This window comes from Rhizobium sp. N621 (assembly GCF_001664325.1).
GTDB classification, from domain to species: domain Bacteria; phylum Pseudomonadota; class Alphaproteobacteria; order Rhizobiales; family Rhizobiaceae; genus Rhizobium; species Rhizobium esperanzae.
Genome location: NZ_CP013495.1, coordinates 2,762,862 through 2,777,708 on the forward strand (window position 1 = coordinate 2,762,862; position 14,847 = coordinate 2,777,708).

A 14,847-nucleotide genomic window follows, 5' to 3' on the forward strand; every position below is an offset into this window, starting at 1 on the left:
CGAATGTTCCGTCGGTTTATGGTCTGCGGGAAGGGACCGGATATGCGCTAATGCCTTACGCGATCAGCCTCAAATGTCTGAACGACACCGCCTCGCCGGTTTTCAAGCTCTGGGATGAAGCCGCAACATTCGAAGAGACGGCTTCGATGCGGGCTATGAACTACCCGCCTCATATCACCCTCGCCGTTTATCAGGAGATTGCGGTCGACCGGTTGGCAGAGGCAGCCGAGCGTGTTTTCCGCATCCCCCCTGCCGTAACGTTAAGTTTTTCAGGGATCGGTTACTTTGAGAACGAATTCCTGGTCTTATGGGCGCGGCCGAACCACGACGAGCGCCTCTTCCAGCTGCATGCGGCGCTTCACTGGGAAATCGATCCCGTCCACTGTCACGAGCACTATCGGCCGCGCAATTGGGTGCCGCATTGCACGATCGCCACCAAAATCCCGAAGGCAAAATCGCAGGCGGCGATCAACTGGGCGAATCGGAACCGGATGAAATTCCGGGTGACTCTCGATGCCGCAGACTGCGTGAGATTTCCGCCCGTCGAAGTCCTGAGCGAAATCGGACTGGCGTCGCAGTGATCGTGGACAGTGCCGGCGCTTTGGCGAAGCCCGCGCCTCTCAAAAGAACGCGGGCAGGGATGGGTCATAACGCGTTTGCCAAGCGCGGCTGCGTGAAGTCAATCCCGGCCCTGCAGGCGATCCATCACCTGGAGCAACAGATCGGCGCAAACCTTCGTCGGTTCGTCCTCAGCGCATTTCAGGTCGATCCGGGTATTTCCATCCTCGATCTGAAAACGGGCCGCCTTGGACAGCGGCGGCAGGCGATGATCGCGGTAGTGACGGAAGCCCATGTCGCCTCTCGAGCCGTGCCACCGGTAGTCGGGGCGGTCTCGGGACTGCTCATCCGGCCCGTGACGCATCATCCTCTCATCATCAGGCGCAGGCGGGGGTGGCGATGCAGGCTCGTTCGCTGCGGGTGGCTCGCCGGCGGGTGGGGCGGGCGGTTGTTGGGCGAAGACGGTGGTGGCCGATGCTGCAAGGGCAAGACCGGATAGCAAGAGTCTTTGCATGGGATGTTCCTTTCAGAGAAGACGCATGCCTTAAACACCGCGGCGCGGCTTTAGTTCACGCCCCGTAGGCGCTTGTGATCGAAATCAGCAGCGCGGCTACGTTTGACGCCGTGCTGCGAGAGGAAGCGCCATGCGCTTGCCCACCGCTTCGAATTTGCCGACGCAGAGCTGACCAGAACTTCGTGCCGCTCAGGGCGCCAGCGCTTCTTTCGCCTCGCCTCTGCCTTGTTGCGCGACTATGCTCAACGCCGATTCGCTGTCCGCGACGAGGGCGTGCGGAAACGAGATATCGAAGGAGAAGACGATGACGGACGCCAAGAGCGGCATTACCGGGCTGCGGCCGCAAATCACCGTGATTGGCGTCGGCGGCGGCGGCGGCAATGCGATCAACAATATGATCGCGGAGAAACTGGCAGGCGTCGAATTCGTCGCCGCAAACACCGATGCCCAGGTTCTCGCCACCTCCAAGGCATCGCGCCGCATCCAGCTCGGCGCGAATGTGACGGAGGGCCTCGGCGCCGGTTCCCTGCCGGAAATCGGACATGCGGCGGCGGAAGAATCGCTCGACGAGATCATGGATCACCTGGCAGGATCACACATGTGTTTCGTCACCGCCGGCATGGGCGGAGGAACGGGCACGGGCGCAGCTCCGGTCATCGCGCGCGCCGCACGTGCGGCCGGCATCCTGACCGTTGGCGTCGTCACCAAGCCGTTTACCTTCGAGGGCAATCGCCGCATGCGGACGGCGGAGGCTGGCATCGAGGCGCTTCGTCAGGCCGCCGACACCGTTATCGTCATTCCCAATCAGAATCTCTTCCGCATCGCCGATGCGAAAACCACCTTCGCCGATGCCTTCATGACGGCCGACCGCGTGCTCTTTGCCGGCGTCGGCTGCATCACCGATCTCATCGTCAAGGAAGGTCTGATCAATCTTGATTTCGCCGACGTGAAGTCGGTCATGCAGGGCATGGGCCGCGCCATGATGGGCACCGGTGAAGCCGCCGGCGAAAGCCGGGCGATGAAGGCGGCGGAAGCGGCAATCGCAAACCCGCTTCTGGACGATATCTCGATGAAGGGCGCCAAAGGCGTGCTGATCTCGATCTCCGGCGGCTCGGATATGACCCTGTTCGAAGTGGACGAAGCGGCAAGCCGCATTCGCGACGAAGTGCAGGACGACGCCGATATCGTCGTCGGCGCGATTTTCGACCGCAGCCTCGACGGCAAATTCCGCGTCTCGGTGGTGGCGACCGGCCTGGAAGGAAACGCTCTATCCGCGTCCCCTTCTCACGCGCCCGCCGAACCGATTCAGACGCGCACGCTGCAGTAATACGGTCGCTGTTACCACGGCTCGCTCATGGCGGGGCTGCCGGATAAACGTTGCCCTGCCAGTGGGGAATGGGCGGGGCAACGTCGGTACTCGGCCTGTGAAGGCCAATGGCACGAAGAGCATGCCCAAGGCGGCTAATAGGTGAAAAATTCCCGATAGCGGTGAACCAATTTAGCTGGCTGGTAAATAACGCGGATAACCCGTCACCCCAGCAAACTCCTGATCCTCGCCGCATCCTCCGCCGTCGCCGGATTATACACCACCATGCTCAAATCCGGCCGACCGTCCACCTGAAAGGCCGAATATTCGAAAGAGAGCAGCCCGAGCACTGGGTGCTTGATGTGCTTGGCGCCCTCGCCGTGGGTCCGCACGTCGTTGTCGCGCCACATGGCCAGGAATTCCGGGCTCTTGCGGCAGAGTTCGTTGACCAGCGGCTCCACCTCGGCGGCGGCACCGGCGCGCGCCGCATCCACCCGGAAGGCGGCGACGACGAAGCGGGCTACGCTTTCCCAGTCATATTGGGCGGCGCGCACACGCGGATCGAGGAAAATGAAGCGCAGTACGTTGCGCTCTTCGGGCGGCAGCGCGCCGTAATCGGTGAGCAGCACGGTCGCCGCCCGGTTCCAGGCGACGACATCCCAGATCGCGGTGCGGATCAGCGCCGGGCATGGATCGAGCGCGTCGAGCACGCCCTGCAGCCGCGGCGTGACGCCTTCGTCCTTGCGATAGCGCACCTCCGGCGGGCGGCCGAGACCGATGAGGAAGAGGTGTTCGCGTTCGATATCGGTCAGGATCAGCGCCCGCGAGATCCGGTCGAGCACATCAGCGGACGGCGCGCCGCCGCGGCCCTGCTCCAGCCAGGTGTACCAGGTCGGGCTGATATTGGCGCGGCTCGCCACCTCCTCGCGACGCAGCCCCGGCGTGCGGCGGCGCTCGCCGGCAAAGCCAAGGGCGGCGGGATCAAGCCTGGCGCGTCGGTCCTTGAGGTAAGCGCCCAGCCGGTTCTCGGAGGTGACGAATTCGCTCATCCTGTTAGCCATTATACCATGATAAGGTCACTACTTTACCATGATAGCAGCCTGCCCGATATCTGTCCCGTCAAATCAGGAGAGATCGACATGCGCGTATTCGTCACTGGAGCTACCGGCTGGGTCGGCTCGGCCGTCGTCAAGGAGTTGATCGCCGCCGGCCATCAGGTTCTTGGCCTCGCTCGTTCGGACAAGGGAGCGGCCGAATTGGCGGCCGCCGGCGCCGAGGTCCAGCGCGGCACGCTCGACGACCTGGAGGGTTTGAAGCGCGCCGCGGCCGAGGCCGACGGTGTCATTCACACCGCGTTCAACCATGACTTCTCGAGATTCGCCGAGAATTGCGCCGCCGACCGGCGCGCCATCGAGGCGCTCGGCGAAGCCCTCCGCGGCTCCAACCGACCGCTACTGGTCACTGCGGGACTCGGCCATGCGCCGGGCCGCATCGGCACGGAGAAGGACCCGCCGATGCCGACGACGCACACCTATCCCCGCGCCTCCGAAATCACTGCGGTGTCGCTTGTGGCCCGCGGCGTGCGCGCCTCCACCGTCCGGCTGCCGCCATCCGTGCACGGCCATGGCGATCACGGCTTCGTGCCGATCCTCATCGAGACGGCCCGGCAGAAAGGCGTCTCCGCCTTTATAGGCGACGGGGGCAACCGCTGGCCGGCCGTGCACCGGCGCGATGCGGCCCGCGTCTACCGCCTGGCGCTGGAGCGCGGCGCCGTGGGCGGTCCCTTCCTGGCGGTCGCAGAAGAGGGCGTACGGTTCCGGGAGATTGCCGAACTCATCGGCCGGCGGCTCAACGTGCCGGCCGTCTCGCTGTCGCGGGAAGAGGCGGCGGAGCATTTCGGATGGTTCGCCATGTTTGCCGGCTTCGACGTGCCGACCTCCAGCGCTCACACCCGCGCCCTTCTCGGCTGGCAGCCGACGGAGGCCGGTCTGCTTGCCGATATCGACCACCCGGCCTATTTCGGTGGGTAGCTTAAGCCTGAGGGGGAGAGATATCGCGCCAACGCTCACGAGAGCTTCATCCTGAAGTGACCCGAAGAGGCCCCGATGGACGGGCGGGTGGGCTGGCGGTGGATGGATGCAAGAAGCAATGTTGAAGCGCGTCCTCCTTCCGCCTACGCACCTCAGGATAGGGAGCCGTGGAGAACGCCGCACCGGTAGGAGGCGCTGGGGACACCACGTCAAATGAGGCGGCATTGGCGGGCGCCGCGCCATCCAAGTGAGCCTCAGCCTGAGGTACCCCGCAGGGGCCTCGAAGGACGCGGCGGGCGCCTCAGCGCATCCGCCCCTCATTCATATCGGCGGGATCGTAGTTGATGTCCCAGTCCTTCTCGGGCTTCTTCTTGCCGGGCGGGTGCTTGTTCACCGTGGCGTCCTCGGAGCCGGTGATCACGGTCGGCTTGGCGCTCGCCACACCGCTGGCTTTGCGGTCGGCCCGGGATTTGGCGAACTGGCCGGCCGCGTCTTTTTCGGGATTGGCCATGTCATTCGCCTTTCTGCTTCATCGCGTCGGAAATGTCGTTCATTTCGGGATCGCGATTGTTTTCGCCATTGGCGTCGCGGTTTTTGTCTGGATCGTCCTTGGCTTTGAGATAACCGCGCGGCCTATTGCCCTTCGGTCCTTCCCAGCGGGGGGACTGGTCGGTCGTGCCGGGGGCTCCGTCCTTGGGTGTCGTCATGCCCATCTTCGTTTCTCCTTGTTGAGTAGGGAAAACCGGAAAGATGGCGAAGTGTTCCGGTATTACCGGATCGAGGCGAGCGTGGCGCAACAGAACGCGAGGAAGGTGACCGCGGCATTGGCGGCATGCGAATACTCCCACTGGCGGCGCAGGCTCTCCCAATGTTCCGGCTGCACGGTCCAGTTCTTCGTCGCCGCATTGGCCGGCCGGGTGAAGATCATAAAGATGAGGAGGTTGACCACGATCAGCACGGCGGCAGCGATCGACAGCACCATGGCCGCTCCATCGGCTCTGAGGGCCGCGGCGTTGCCGATATTCGCGAGAAAAGCGAGCGGCAGCATGAGGCCGACCATCCACCATCCGGCATAGGCCCGCTGAGCGATAAAATAATCCGCCTTCCCCATGCCGATCTTGTTTGGGAGCGAGAGAAGGTGGGCGGCAGGCGCCAAGACCGCTAAGCCCGTGATGATGACGGCAAAAAATCTCATGTCTGAGGAACCGACAGCCGGACGAAGGGTTCCCCGAAAATATGGAACCGTGTCGGCTCCCATCGGTTGGTGAAAGGTCGTAAACCTTAAAAAAAGGAGCCGAACATGAGCAAGACCAACGTTCGTGAACTTCAAAAACGCGCCGAACAGCAGGTCAGGAACACCAGCGCCGGCGGCCACCTCGGCGGCACCTATTTCGGCCAGCAACCAGACGGAAAAACAGCGTCTGACACCACCAACGACAGCGCCAAGGCAAGGCCGAACGATGGGCGTAATTGAGGCGGGACGCCTTTCCTATCGCGTTTGCGGTGATGGGATAATTGCGAAAGGGCGCGCTGTGGGGCACCTCCGCGGCTCGCCCCTTCCTCCGCCCCTGTTTAATCTTCGCCAAAAGTAACAGCGTATCGTAACGACCGTGAAGAGACGCCCAGCCCGAAGGGCGGAGAGCACCTTCCCGGGCTACCTTGAACGGAAACGCCCCTGCCCTAACTTTCGCGGACGGCTAGCGGACCATAGCGGGACTAAAGCGGAGGGGCGACGTGGCATCCTATTCGATTGACGACGCGATCCGGGAGCTCACTCCGGTTCTCGGCAAGGCGGCGCCGGCGGGCGCCGTCAGTGGCGAGTGGATCGCCACCACCATGCAGGCCGGGCATTCCTCACGCACGGGCGGCTATCGCGATGCCGGAGGAAACCTTGTCAGCGAGGAATCGACCAAGCCGCTTGATATTATCGAGGATGTGATCGAGAAGCTCGATGCGGCCGCATCGCACCGCTTCAACAAGGTGGTGATCCGCTGGAAGAAGGCGAAGCTTCCCTTCATGCGCGGCGAGCTCACCATCGACACCACCTATGATCAATCGATCGTTCCGCGCGGGCCCGAGGACCCGGTCTATGAGGCGGCCACGGCCGCGCGGCGCGCCTTCTGGCAGACCCGCGGCGGCGTGCGGGAGGGCTTCGCTGCCGAGCGCGAAACGGCCAACGTCCATAACCAGACGAAATGGTTCGGCCCGCACCGCCGTGTGCTTGCCGTCGATGCGCCGGAAAAGCTCATCCTCGCTACCGACGGCCTCTCCACTCCCTGGGCGGGTATCTCCGAGCCTGAAAATGGCGTCGAATGCGAGCTCTTCATGGAATTCGATCCCGCGACTCTGGATTCGACGGGAATGGCAAACTGGGCAAATCTCCTGATCAATCTCGGCGATCTCGTCGCTGACGGCCACCACGTTGCCCGTGACGTTGAAAAGCACGGCGCCATCCTCTTCTGCCGGCTGACGGAGGATTACGCGCCGCTAACCCGCATCATCCTGAGCTGCGACCCCAGCCGCATCGACGGCTTGCCCTTCGGCTCTGTGCCGCTGATCCGCGCGACACCGGTCGCCGAAGCTGAGATCGAAGGCCGCGACCCTGACGAGGACTGGGGGGCGACGGCGGCGCGCCAAGCGCTGGCGAAGCGCGGGATCAGGCTTTAGAGCCTGATCATTTCATCGACATGTCATGAAACTTCTAGCTCCGGATCGGCTTTCTACAACGAAGCCAAACAAGGAGCTCCAAATGTCCGGCGAAGCCGAAAATAATGGTAAAACCGCCATCGTTCCACTTCTGAACCCGTCAGCAGGCGAACAAGCCGCCACTGCGTCCGTGCTCGAAGACATGCAGAAAGCAAGCCTTGAGACCCGTCAGCCGGAGCCGGCGGTCGCGTTGTTCTCCTGGGAGATCGATCCGCCGGACCTGATCAAACTGATCTCCGAGATGATGACACTGCCGATGATCCTGTGGTCGACGGGCATATCCCTGACCTATTCCCTCTGGCTGTCTTCGCTGCTCCCCGCACGCGAGACGATCGGCTCGATCAAGCAAAGCGCGGATTACGCTTAGCAACTTCGGCCGACTACGGCCACGCCCCTAGCCCCTGCAAGCTCCGCCTCTCCGCCCCCGTTCCACGGAATATTTGCGGAATGAAGGGCGGGTAGAGAATGCTGGTCGTGAGCACAGACCGCCTCAGCCAAACAAGAAGTCGCCCGAGTTGAAATTGGCAAGCCCGCCGAGGGTCGTGATGTTGTCGAATTCAGCGACCAGCACCGCGCCGCCGGCTGAACTTGGGTTCTGATCGTAGTAGACCGCCACATGGCCGAGATCCGTATTGTGGAATACGAACAATGCCCCTGTGGTTATGTTGCTGTAACCATTGATGGTGCTCTGGACGGTTGCGTTCGTGACGCTCACGTCCGTTTTGACGCCAATCTCCGTTCCGGCAACATTGATCGTGCCGTTGTTTCCTACCTTCACATTGTCCACGCTTGTATTGTTGTTGCCGACGGCGAACTCGAACGTGCCGCCTCCGACGTCCAACTGGAACTTATCCACGGTTGTGCTATTCGTCCCAGCATTGAAGTCAGTCATATGGTTCGTGGTGGTGGCAAACTTTTGGAAAAAGAAGGTGTCATTTCCCACGCCCCCGGTCAGGGTGTTGTTGCCAACACCGCCGTTTAGGGTGTCGTTGCCGTCTTGGCCGAAAAGAGTGTCGTCACCTCCCAGCCCGAACATCATATCGTTACCGCCACCGCCGTAGAGCACATCGTCGCCCGTTCCACCGGTCGGATTGTCCACTGAGTTGCCATTGCCACCGGTGATAATCGTGAACGTCTCGGTCTTTTCGAAGGCCGGCCCTATAGGATCTCCGGTCTGCGTTGCCGTTACCGTCACTGAAAATGTACCGTTCGTCGATAGCGCATCCGAACTAAGCGTATTGCCGGTTATTGAAAACAAGCCAGGGTTCGACTGCGAAGCAATGCTGAAGCTGAATCCACCCGTATCGGGATCACTCGCCGTCAGCAGACCACTGAACTCAAAACTATTGAAGTTGACGCTGTCCGCCGGGACGACAGGCGTCAGCTTGATGTCAGTCGGTGCCTCCCGAGCTGGTCCATCATCTGCGCCGGTGATGGCGACGACGATATTGTGGCTGGCGGTGCCGTCGAGCGAGCTGACGCTCAGCGTGTCGCTGACCGCGTCGCCCTGGTTGAGCGCCTGCGTCGCCGCCCGGCTGTTGTCGAGCGTATAGGTCCAGCTGCCGCTGGCGGCATCGAAGCTGAAGCTGCCATAGATGCCGTTGAGTGAGGCCGGGGCGGCAAACACCGCCTCGCCGTCGTCGACATCGCTGACCGTCAGCTTGCCGGAGGCACTCGGATCGCCGCTGCCGGCCGCCCCCGCCTCGACCGTCGCCCGGTCGTCGGTCACCGTCGCATCGACGACGATCGAAGCCGCATCGTTGGCGCCGGTGAGCGAGATCGAGACATTTGCCTCGCTCAACGTGCCATTGCCGAGCCGTATCGCGTAGACGAAACTATCTTTGAGGATCTCACCGGCAGACAGCGTGTTGATATCCGCGCCCGAGCCCGCGATGCCGCTTCCATCGCTAATACGGTATTCAATCTTTCCATTGTTGATCCTGACCCAATTGCCGAGCAGAGTCGTCTCCCAGGCAGATGCCCCATTCGCTCCGACGTCTTTCGCAAGAAGCTCATAGTCAGTGGTAATTGGATTGCCGTCTCCGTCTTCGACCGAGAAGAGGGATTTGGCATTCCCACCAAGATCGTTCGACATCACGTCAAGGGTTATGGTTTTGGTGGCCGCATTGTAGAGCTGGAGACTGAGCAGCTGATCTTCCGTCCAGATGTAAGAGTCATCCTTCGCCTGTGGCGTATTGGTGAAAGAAGTCGTGCTGCCACCGGTGCTTTGCGTAGCCATTAAAATACCCCCAAACACAAAACAAGTAACCGGGAACTGATTCAAGACTATTCAGGCCAACACGGCACGCATGAACGCGCGATCACCCCGATATTGTCGAGGCAAACACCATTTTTCTTAAACAAGAACCGGAATACTCCCCACTCCTAATGAAGTGTTAACATATATACTGTGAAATGAAAGGCGATTTTCTTGCGACGGTTAATTTCTCCCCGAGTTCACTGCGAGAGAGGCCTCTTGTCAGCGCGGCACGCGTGACGGCGATCGCCGAGGCTGAAGTGTAGACCTCGTCCTGACGGGCAATGGGGTGCGACGGCGCGCGAGCCCGTTGGCGAAGCGCAGGCTCAAACGTCAGAGCGTTTCCGCTTTTCCTCGATCAGGTCAGCACCGGCTGAATCCATGCCGATCATTTCATCGACATGTCATGAAACTTCTTGTCCCGGATCGGCTTTCTACAACGAAGCCAAACAAGGAGCTCCAAATGTCCGGCGAAGCCGAAAATAATGCTAAAACCGCCATCCTTCCAGTTCAGAACCCGTCAGCAGCCGAACAAGCCGTCACTGCGTCCGTGCTCGAGGACATGCAGAAAACAAGCCTGGAGAGCGGCCAGCCGGAGGCGGCGGCCGTGTTGTTCTCCTGGGAGATCGATCCGCCGGAACTCGCCAAACTGATCTCCGAGGTGATGACACTGCCGATAGTCCTGTGGTCGACGGGCATGACCCTGACCTATTCCCTTTGGCTGTCTTCGCTGCTTCCCGCACGCGAGACGATCGGCTCGATCAGGCAAAGCGCGGATTACGCTTAGAATTGGGCCGATTGCGACCGATCACGCCCCCAGCTCCTGCAAGTCCCGCCTTCGCCCCCCGTTCCATCGAATATTTGTGGAATGACGGGCGGAGAGGTGACGAGCGGCTGTGCGGCGGCGCTCGTCACGTCTCGCGCAATTGCATCATTCGTTGATGTCAGGCTCGACGACCCGAGCCAGATTGCGCAGCGACTCCTGCCAGCCGAGATAGCAGGCTTCGGGCGGGATGAGATCGGGCACGCCGGCCTGGGTGATATCCACCTCAGTGCCGACCGAGACCTTCTTCAGCGTCACCGTGACTTCCATTTCGCCCGGCAGGTTCGGGTCGTCGAACTTGTCCGTGTAACGAACGCGTTCGCCCGGGACGAGCTCACGAAATTCGCCGCCAAAGGCGTGGCTGTTGCCCGTAGTGAAGTTGCGGAAGGACATTCTGAAGGTGCCGCCGACGGCCGGCTCCAGGTGATGCACGGTGCAGAGGAAGCCGTTCGGCGGAAGCCATTTGGCGAGCGCATCGGCCTCGATGAAGGCGCGATAGACCTTCTCCGGGCTGGTGGCGAAAACGCGGTGCAGTCGTATGGTGCTTGGCATGGTCGTGATCCTTTAATGGACGGAATGAACGAGCTAAGGACGGACAAATCCTCACCGATCCGACACGGGATCGAACTTTTCTTCAAGAAAAATCACTCGGGATATGCGTGTGTCAGCTCGGCATGCCCTCGAACTGCGGAAGATGGAGCGGCGTTGCCCAGGCCAACCGGCGTTTGGTGAACATCTCGACCCCAGGCTGTATCAACTCGGGCCGGTCGAGGCTGCCGAGTGTAACAAAGACAAGGCCAGGGAAACGTTCGAGGTTGCTGCTGAACAGCCTTGCGCCGCAATCGGGGCAGAAGTTGCGGTCAAGCCCCTTGCCGGAATCGGCAATGTAATGAAACGCTTTCGGCGTGCCGGCCGTCAGCGTGAAATCATACTGCGGCACGGCGAAGAAGGTGGCGGCCTCACCGCCCGAGGCCTTCTTGCAATCCAGACAATGGCAGTCGGCGACAAAGGTCGGATCGGTATCGAAGGCGAACTGCACCGCACCGCAGGCGCATTTCCCGGTATATTTCCTGCTAATGCCTGGCGCCCTTCATCTGGTGTAGGAATGTCGGAAGGCGTTGCCATCGGACTCAGGCTGCGGTCTGCTCGCCCAACGCGTTGAGCAGCAGGCGGGCGGCCTGCTTCGACGAGGCCGGGTTCTGCCCGGTGATCAGCTGATCGTCCTGGACGACGTGTACGGCCCAGTCTTCCGTCGTCGAAAACTTCGCCCCCTGCTCTCTCAGCACGTCTTCGAGCAGATAGGGTACGACCTCGACGAGCTGCACGGCGGCCTCTTCGGAGTTGGTGAATCCGGTCACCGTCCGACCCTTCGCGATCGGCCCGCCGTCCGGCGCCTTGACCTTGGTCAGAATCCCCGGCGCGTGGCAGACGAGCGCCAGCGGTTTTCCCGCGGCAAGCGTCTCCTCGATCAAGGTGTGGGCGTTGTGGTCGTTCGTCAGGTCCCAGAGCGGACCATGCCCGCCGGGAAAGAACACGGTGTCGTAATCGGCCTGGTCGACGTCAGACAGCCTCAACGTGTTTGCGAGCGCAGCCGTGGCGGCCGGGTCGCCTTCGAATCGGCGCGTGTCTTCCGTCTGAAACGCCGGCTCGTTGCTCTTCGGATCGAGCGGAGGCTGACCTCCTTTCGGCGAAGCGAGCACGATCTCGGCGCCGGCGTCACGGAAGACGAAATAAGGGGCGGCGAGCTCCTCGAGCCAGAATCCCGTTTTCCTGCCGGTGTTTCCCAGCTGGTCATGCGATGTGAGAACCATGAGAATTTTCATTGCCCAGCTCCTTCGGCCGGCCGGAGGACAAAGTCTCCCGCGCCCGGTTTAACGGTGAAATACTGCCTGCAATCTCATGCTGAACTGGCAAAATCATAGATCGGCCACCGGTGCGACACAAGCCTCCAGTTCCATTCGGAATGATGAGGACGCGCCTGATCCTCCCGCCCTTCAAATTCTTATTGGAGACGCATAGAAGATCGGTAACGCTGTTGCGCATCGGTTCAGCGAAGCCTTCGGGGAAGTTGGAAAGTGAGCAAGCCGAATTATCGGGATATCGCCCGCCATGCCGGCGTCGGCACTGCAACGGTCGAGCGCGTCCTGAACGGGCGCGGCGGCGTTCGGCCGGAGCTGGTCGAGAAGGTGATCATTGCCGCGCGCGCGCTGGATTATCCCCGCAAGCTCCCGGACACCCATCGCGGCCTGCTGCGCATAGAGGTGTTGATGGTACGTCCCGAAACCACCTTCTATCAGCGGCTCTCCGCGGCATTCGAGAGGATTGCGGCGACTCTCGACCCGCTGGTCATCGTGCATCGCAGCTTTACCGAAGAGATGAAGCCGGAAGAAATTGCGCGCCGAATCTTGTCGGCCGGCCTGCGGCGCGCAGGCCTGATCCTGGCGGTGCCCAGCAACCCGGTGATCGGCGCGGCCGTCGAGAAGGTCAGCGCCCAAGGCTTGCCGGTAGTCCACGTCGTCACTCGCGCCTCGGAACATACAGGCGAATTCGTCGGCATCGACAATTATGCCGCCGGCCGGACGGCAGCGCTCTTCATCGGCCGAATGGGACGCCGGACTGGTCCCGTCTTTGCGATCTGCCATCCGATCTATCAGGTGCACCGCGATCGAATCCGCGGCTTTTCGGACTATTTTCTTGAGCACCCCGGTGCCACCAGCTTCCAGTGCCTGGGGTTCGGTCTCGACGAAGAGCATCTCGGCGCTGAACTCCTGTCCTCAGCATTACGGATGTATCCTGATCTTGCCGGCCTCTACAATGCCGGCGGCGGCAATTCCGCGCTGATCAATGTGCTGCGGCGGCATGCGCGCGAACGCGGCATCTTCTTCGTCGGCCACGAGCTCACCGACTATACGCGCAGCGCCTTGCAGGACGGCACCATGGATGTGGTCCTCGACCAGGCGCCCGAGGCGCAAGCCAGGCGATCGCTCGATCTGATCCTGCGCCGGATCGGCCTGACCGACATCGAACCGGATCGGGCGCCCATCCGCTTCATCACCATTACCAAGGAAAGCCTTTGATCTGATTTGATCAAGAATGCTTTCGGCGCCGTGGCGGTCTCCTGCTACTTTCAAGACAGGAGAGAGCCGACGCGTCGACAGCCGCGACATCCGGGCACGAAAGGCGCTCTCCCGCGATCAAGATGCATATGCGGGCAGACGAATCCGTCCGGCCGAAGGAGAGAGCAATGGACGATCTGAAATTCGGCACGCGCAACAAGCGCGGCGACTGGGCGCCGAACCAGCCGGCGGAAACCGCGCCGCTGTTTGCGTTTCCGCCGCGGCTGATGGCGATCCTGAAATGGCTGCCGCATTACTTCTTTCCTTGGAATGCGATTTTCGCCGCCTCCGCGATCGCTTACTGGGCCTGGGTCATTCCGCCGGTGGAGACGATGCAAACGCTCGGCATTGGCTGGATCGCCTGGCTCTACGCCGTGAACGCGATCTGCGTTTTGCTCTTTTACGGCGCCTTCGAGGTGCATCTCTATGTGCTGAAGCGGCAGGAAAACCGCTTCAAATACAATGGAAAGTTTCCGTCCGAGCAGAAGAACAAAGCCTTCTGGTTCGAGCGCCAGAACGTCGACAACATACTGCGCACTTTCCTGTCGGGCGTGACGATCTGGACGGCGATCGAAGCTGCGATGCTCTGGGCCTACGCCAACGGTTACGCCCCCTGGTTGAGCTTCACGGAGCACCCCTGGACACTTGCCCTCGTTGCGCTCGTCGTGCCGATCATTCACGAGTTCCACTTCTTCTGCATCCACAGGCTCATCCATACGCCCTTCCTCTATAAGTGGGTGCACTCGGTCCACCACAACTCGGTCAATCCCTCGCCCTGGTCGTCGCTGTCGATGCATCCGGTCGAGCACCTGCTCTATCTCGGCACGGCGTTCTACCACCTGATCCTGCCGTCCAATCCGATCATCATGCTCTACCAGCTGCATTATGCCGGCTTCGGCGCCATTCCAGGCCATGTGGGCTTCGACAAGGTCGAAATCGGCGGGGACAAGCTCATCGATAGCCACGCCTATGCGCATTACCTCCACCACAAATATTTCGAGGTGAACTACGGCGACGCCCTGATCCCGCTCGATAAGTGGTTCGGCACCTGGCACGACGGCTCTGCCGAAGGCGAGGCGCAGATGCAGGAGCGCTACCGCAGGCGCAAGGAAAAACTCGCGGCCCGCAAGGCCCGCCTGGAAGTCGGAGAAGCCGCCGAATGACCTGGATCACAGCCGTCAAACTCGAGGACATCGAACAGGAAGGCGCCATCCGCTTCGACCATGGCGGGCGCACCTACGCCATCTATCGCGGCCCTGATGACAGTGTCTATTGCACCGCCGGCCTCTGCACCCACGAGGCGATCCATCTCGCCGACGGGCTGGTGATGGATTTCGAGGTCGAATGTCCGAAGCATTCCGGCGCCTTCGACTATCGCACCGGCGAAGCCTTGAGGCTGCCCGCCTGCGAGAATCTGAAAACCTATCCGGCGGAGGTGATCGACGGAGAGGTTCGCGTGGCTCTGATCTGAGCCCGCAACACAGGCAGGCCTGAACAGCCTCCGGAATAGATCGGGTGGCCCGGCGCCCTTTGGGAG

19 protein-coding genes are annotated in these 14,847 nt (G+C 61.5%); 10 read left to right on the forward strand and 9 right to left on the reverse strand.

Annotated features, from left to right (window positions below; all coding sequences use genetic code 11):
- Positions 1-50 precede the first annotated feature (50 nt).
- The gene (locus AMK00_RS13470; protein ID WP_064810669.1) at positions 51-581 is read left to right on the forward strand and encodes a 2'-5' RNA ligase family protein; all 531 of its coding nucleotides are present in this window, start codon (positions 51-53) and stop codon (positions 579-581) included.
- Between the two features lie 98 nt (positions 582-679).
- On the opposite strand, the gene AMK00_RS13475 is transcribed toward AMK00_RS13470, so the two are convergent.
- Positions 680-1,072 (reverse strand): hypothetical protein, encoded by a 393-nt coding sequence (locus AMK00_RS13475; protein ID WP_064810670.1) that lies wholly within the window; start codon positions 1,070-1,072, stop codon positions 680-682.
- A 304-nt stretch (positions 1,073-1,376) separates the two neighbouring features.
- On the opposite strand from AMK00_RS13475, the gene ftsZ reads away from it, so the two are divergent.
- A complete protein-coding gene (ftsZ, locus tag AMK00_RS13480; RefSeq protein ID WP_064811719.1) occupies positions 1,377-2,399 on the forward strand; it encodes a cell division protein FtsZ in 1,023 nt (340 codons plus the stop codon).
- A gap of 203 nt (positions 2,400-2,602) precedes the next feature.
- Here the strand turns inward: ftsZ and AMK00_RS13485 are convergent, their stop codons facing one another.
- Complete coding sequence (locus AMK00_RS13485; protein WP_064803435.1) at positions 2,603-3,427, reverse strand: helix-turn-helix transcriptional regulator; 825 nt, start codon at positions 3,425-3,427, stop codon at positions 2,603-2,605.
- A 90-nt stretch (positions 3,428-3,517) separates the two neighbouring features.
- On the opposite strand from AMK00_RS13485, the gene AMK00_RS13490 reads away from it, so the two are divergent.
- Positions 3,518-4,408, forward strand: coding sequence for an SDR family oxidoreductase (locus tag AMK00_RS13490; RefSeq protein ID WP_064810671.1), 891 nt, complete (start codon positions 3,518-3,520; stop codon positions 4,406-4,408).
- Between the two features lie 301 nt (positions 4,409-4,709).
- Here the strand turns inward: AMK00_RS13490 and AMK00_RS13495 are convergent, their stop codons facing one another.
- From AMK00_RS13495 to AMK00_RS13505, 3 genes are read right to left on the reverse strand one after another with little or no spacing between them, the layout of a single operon-like run.
- A complete protein-coding gene (locus AMK00_RS13495) occupies positions 4,710-4,919 on the reverse strand; it encodes a hypothetical protein (RefSeq protein WP_064803439.1) in 210 nt (69 codons plus the stop codon).
- A gap of 1 nt (position 4,920) precedes the next feature.
- Positions 4,921-5,121, reverse strand: coding sequence for a hypothetical protein (locus AMK00_RS13500; RefSeq protein WP_064803441.1), 201 nt, complete (start codon positions 5,119-5,121; stop codon positions 4,921-4,923).
- Between the two features lie 56 nt (positions 5,122-5,177).
- Positions 5,178-5,603, reverse strand: a complete 426-nt coding sequence (locus tag AMK00_RS13505) for a DUF1772 domain-containing protein (protein WP_064810672.1) — start codon at positions 5,601-5,603, stop codon at positions 5,178-5,180.
- Positions 5,604-5,708: 105 nt separating this feature from the next.
- Here AMK00_RS13505 and AMK00_RS32575 point away from each other — a divergent pair, with 105 nt between their 5' ends.
- From AMK00_RS32575 to AMK00_RS13515, 3 genes are all read left to right on the forward strand, one after another.
- The gene (locus AMK00_RS32575) at positions 5,709-5,882 is read left to right on the forward strand and encodes a hypothetical protein (protein WP_088395674.1); all 174 of its coding nucleotides are present in this window, start codon (positions 5,709-5,711) and stop codon (positions 5,880-5,882) included.
- 260 nt (positions 5,883-6,142) lie between these two features.
- Positions 6,143-7,075 (forward strand): hypothetical protein, encoded by a 933-nt coding sequence (locus tag AMK00_RS13510; RefSeq protein WP_064810673.1) that lies wholly within the window; start codon positions 6,143-6,145, stop codon positions 7,073-7,075.
- Positions 7,076-7,157: 82 nt separating this feature from the next.
- Entirely contained in the window at positions 7,158-7,481 is a 324-nt protein-coding gene (locus AMK00_RS13515) for a hypothetical protein (protein ID WP_064810674.1), read from the forward strand.
- Positions 7,482-7,604: 123 nt separating this feature from the next.
- Here AMK00_RS13515 and AMK00_RS33525 read toward each other — a convergent pair whose 3' ends face one another.
- Positions 7,605-9,353, reverse strand: coding sequence for a VCBS domain-containing protein (locus AMK00_RS33525; protein WP_064810675.1), 1,749 nt, complete (start codon positions 9,351-9,353; stop codon positions 7,605-7,607).
- 481 nt (positions 9,354-9,834) lie between these two features.
- On the opposite strand from AMK00_RS33525, the gene AMK00_RS13525 reads away from it, so the two are divergent.
- Positions 9,835-10,158 carry a hypothetical protein gene (locus tag AMK00_RS13525; RefSeq protein WP_064810676.1) on the forward strand — a complete coding sequence of 108 codons (324 nt, stop codon included), beginning with the start codon at positions 9,835-9,837 and terminating at the stop codon, positions 10,156-10,158.
- 144 nt (positions 10,159-10,302) lie between these two features.
- Here AMK00_RS13525 and AMK00_RS13530 read toward each other — a convergent pair whose 3' ends face one another.
- The 3 genes from AMK00_RS13530 to AMK00_RS13540 form a co-directional block, all read right to left on the reverse strand.
- Positions 10,303-10,746 carry an SRPBCC family protein gene (locus AMK00_RS13530; RefSeq protein ID WP_064803462.1) on the reverse strand — a complete coding sequence of 148 codons (444 nt, stop codon included), beginning with the start codon at positions 10,744-10,746 and terminating at the stop codon, positions 10,303-10,305.
- Between the two features lie 112 nt (positions 10,747-10,858).
- A complete protein-coding gene (locus AMK00_RS13535; RefSeq protein ID WP_064810677.1) occupies positions 10,859-11,272 on the reverse strand; it encodes a GFA family protein in 414 nt (137 codons plus the stop codon).
- A gap of 52 nt (positions 11,273-11,324) precedes the next feature.
- A complete protein-coding gene (locus AMK00_RS13540; RefSeq protein ID WP_064810678.1) occupies positions 11,325-12,017 on the reverse strand; it encodes a type 1 glutamine amidotransferase domain-containing protein in 693 nt (230 codons plus the stop codon).
- Positions 12,018-12,269: 252 nt separating this feature from the next.
- Here AMK00_RS13540 and AMK00_RS13545 point away from each other — a divergent pair, with 252 nt between their 5' ends.
- The 3 genes from AMK00_RS13545 to AMK00_RS13555 all read left to right on the forward strand — a co-directional run bounded on the left by AMK00_RS13545 (position 12,270) and on the right by AMK00_RS13555 (position 14,781).
- On the forward strand, positions 12,270-13,271 hold the full coding sequence (locus AMK00_RS13545; RefSeq protein ID WP_064810679.1) for a LacI family DNA-binding transcriptional regulator: 1,002 nt from the start codon (positions 12,270-12,272) through the stop codon (positions 13,269-13,271).
- Positions 13,272-13,438: 167 nt separating this feature from the next.
- Positions 13,439-14,473 carry a sterol desaturase family protein gene (locus AMK00_RS13550; RefSeq protein WP_064803469.1) on the forward strand — a complete coding sequence of 345 codons (1,035 nt, stop codon included), beginning with the start codon at positions 13,439-13,441 and terminating at the stop codon, positions 14,471-14,473.
- Positions 14,470-14,781 carry a MocE family 2Fe-2S type ferredoxin gene (locus AMK00_RS13555; RefSeq protein WP_064803471.1) on the forward strand — a complete coding sequence of 104 codons (312 nt, stop codon included), beginning with the start codon at positions 14,470-14,472 and terminating at the stop codon, positions 14,779-14,781. The genes AMK00_RS13550 and AMK00_RS13555 overlap by 4 nt, the downstream gene beginning before the upstream one ends.
- Positions 14,782-14,847 lie beyond the last annotated feature (66 nt).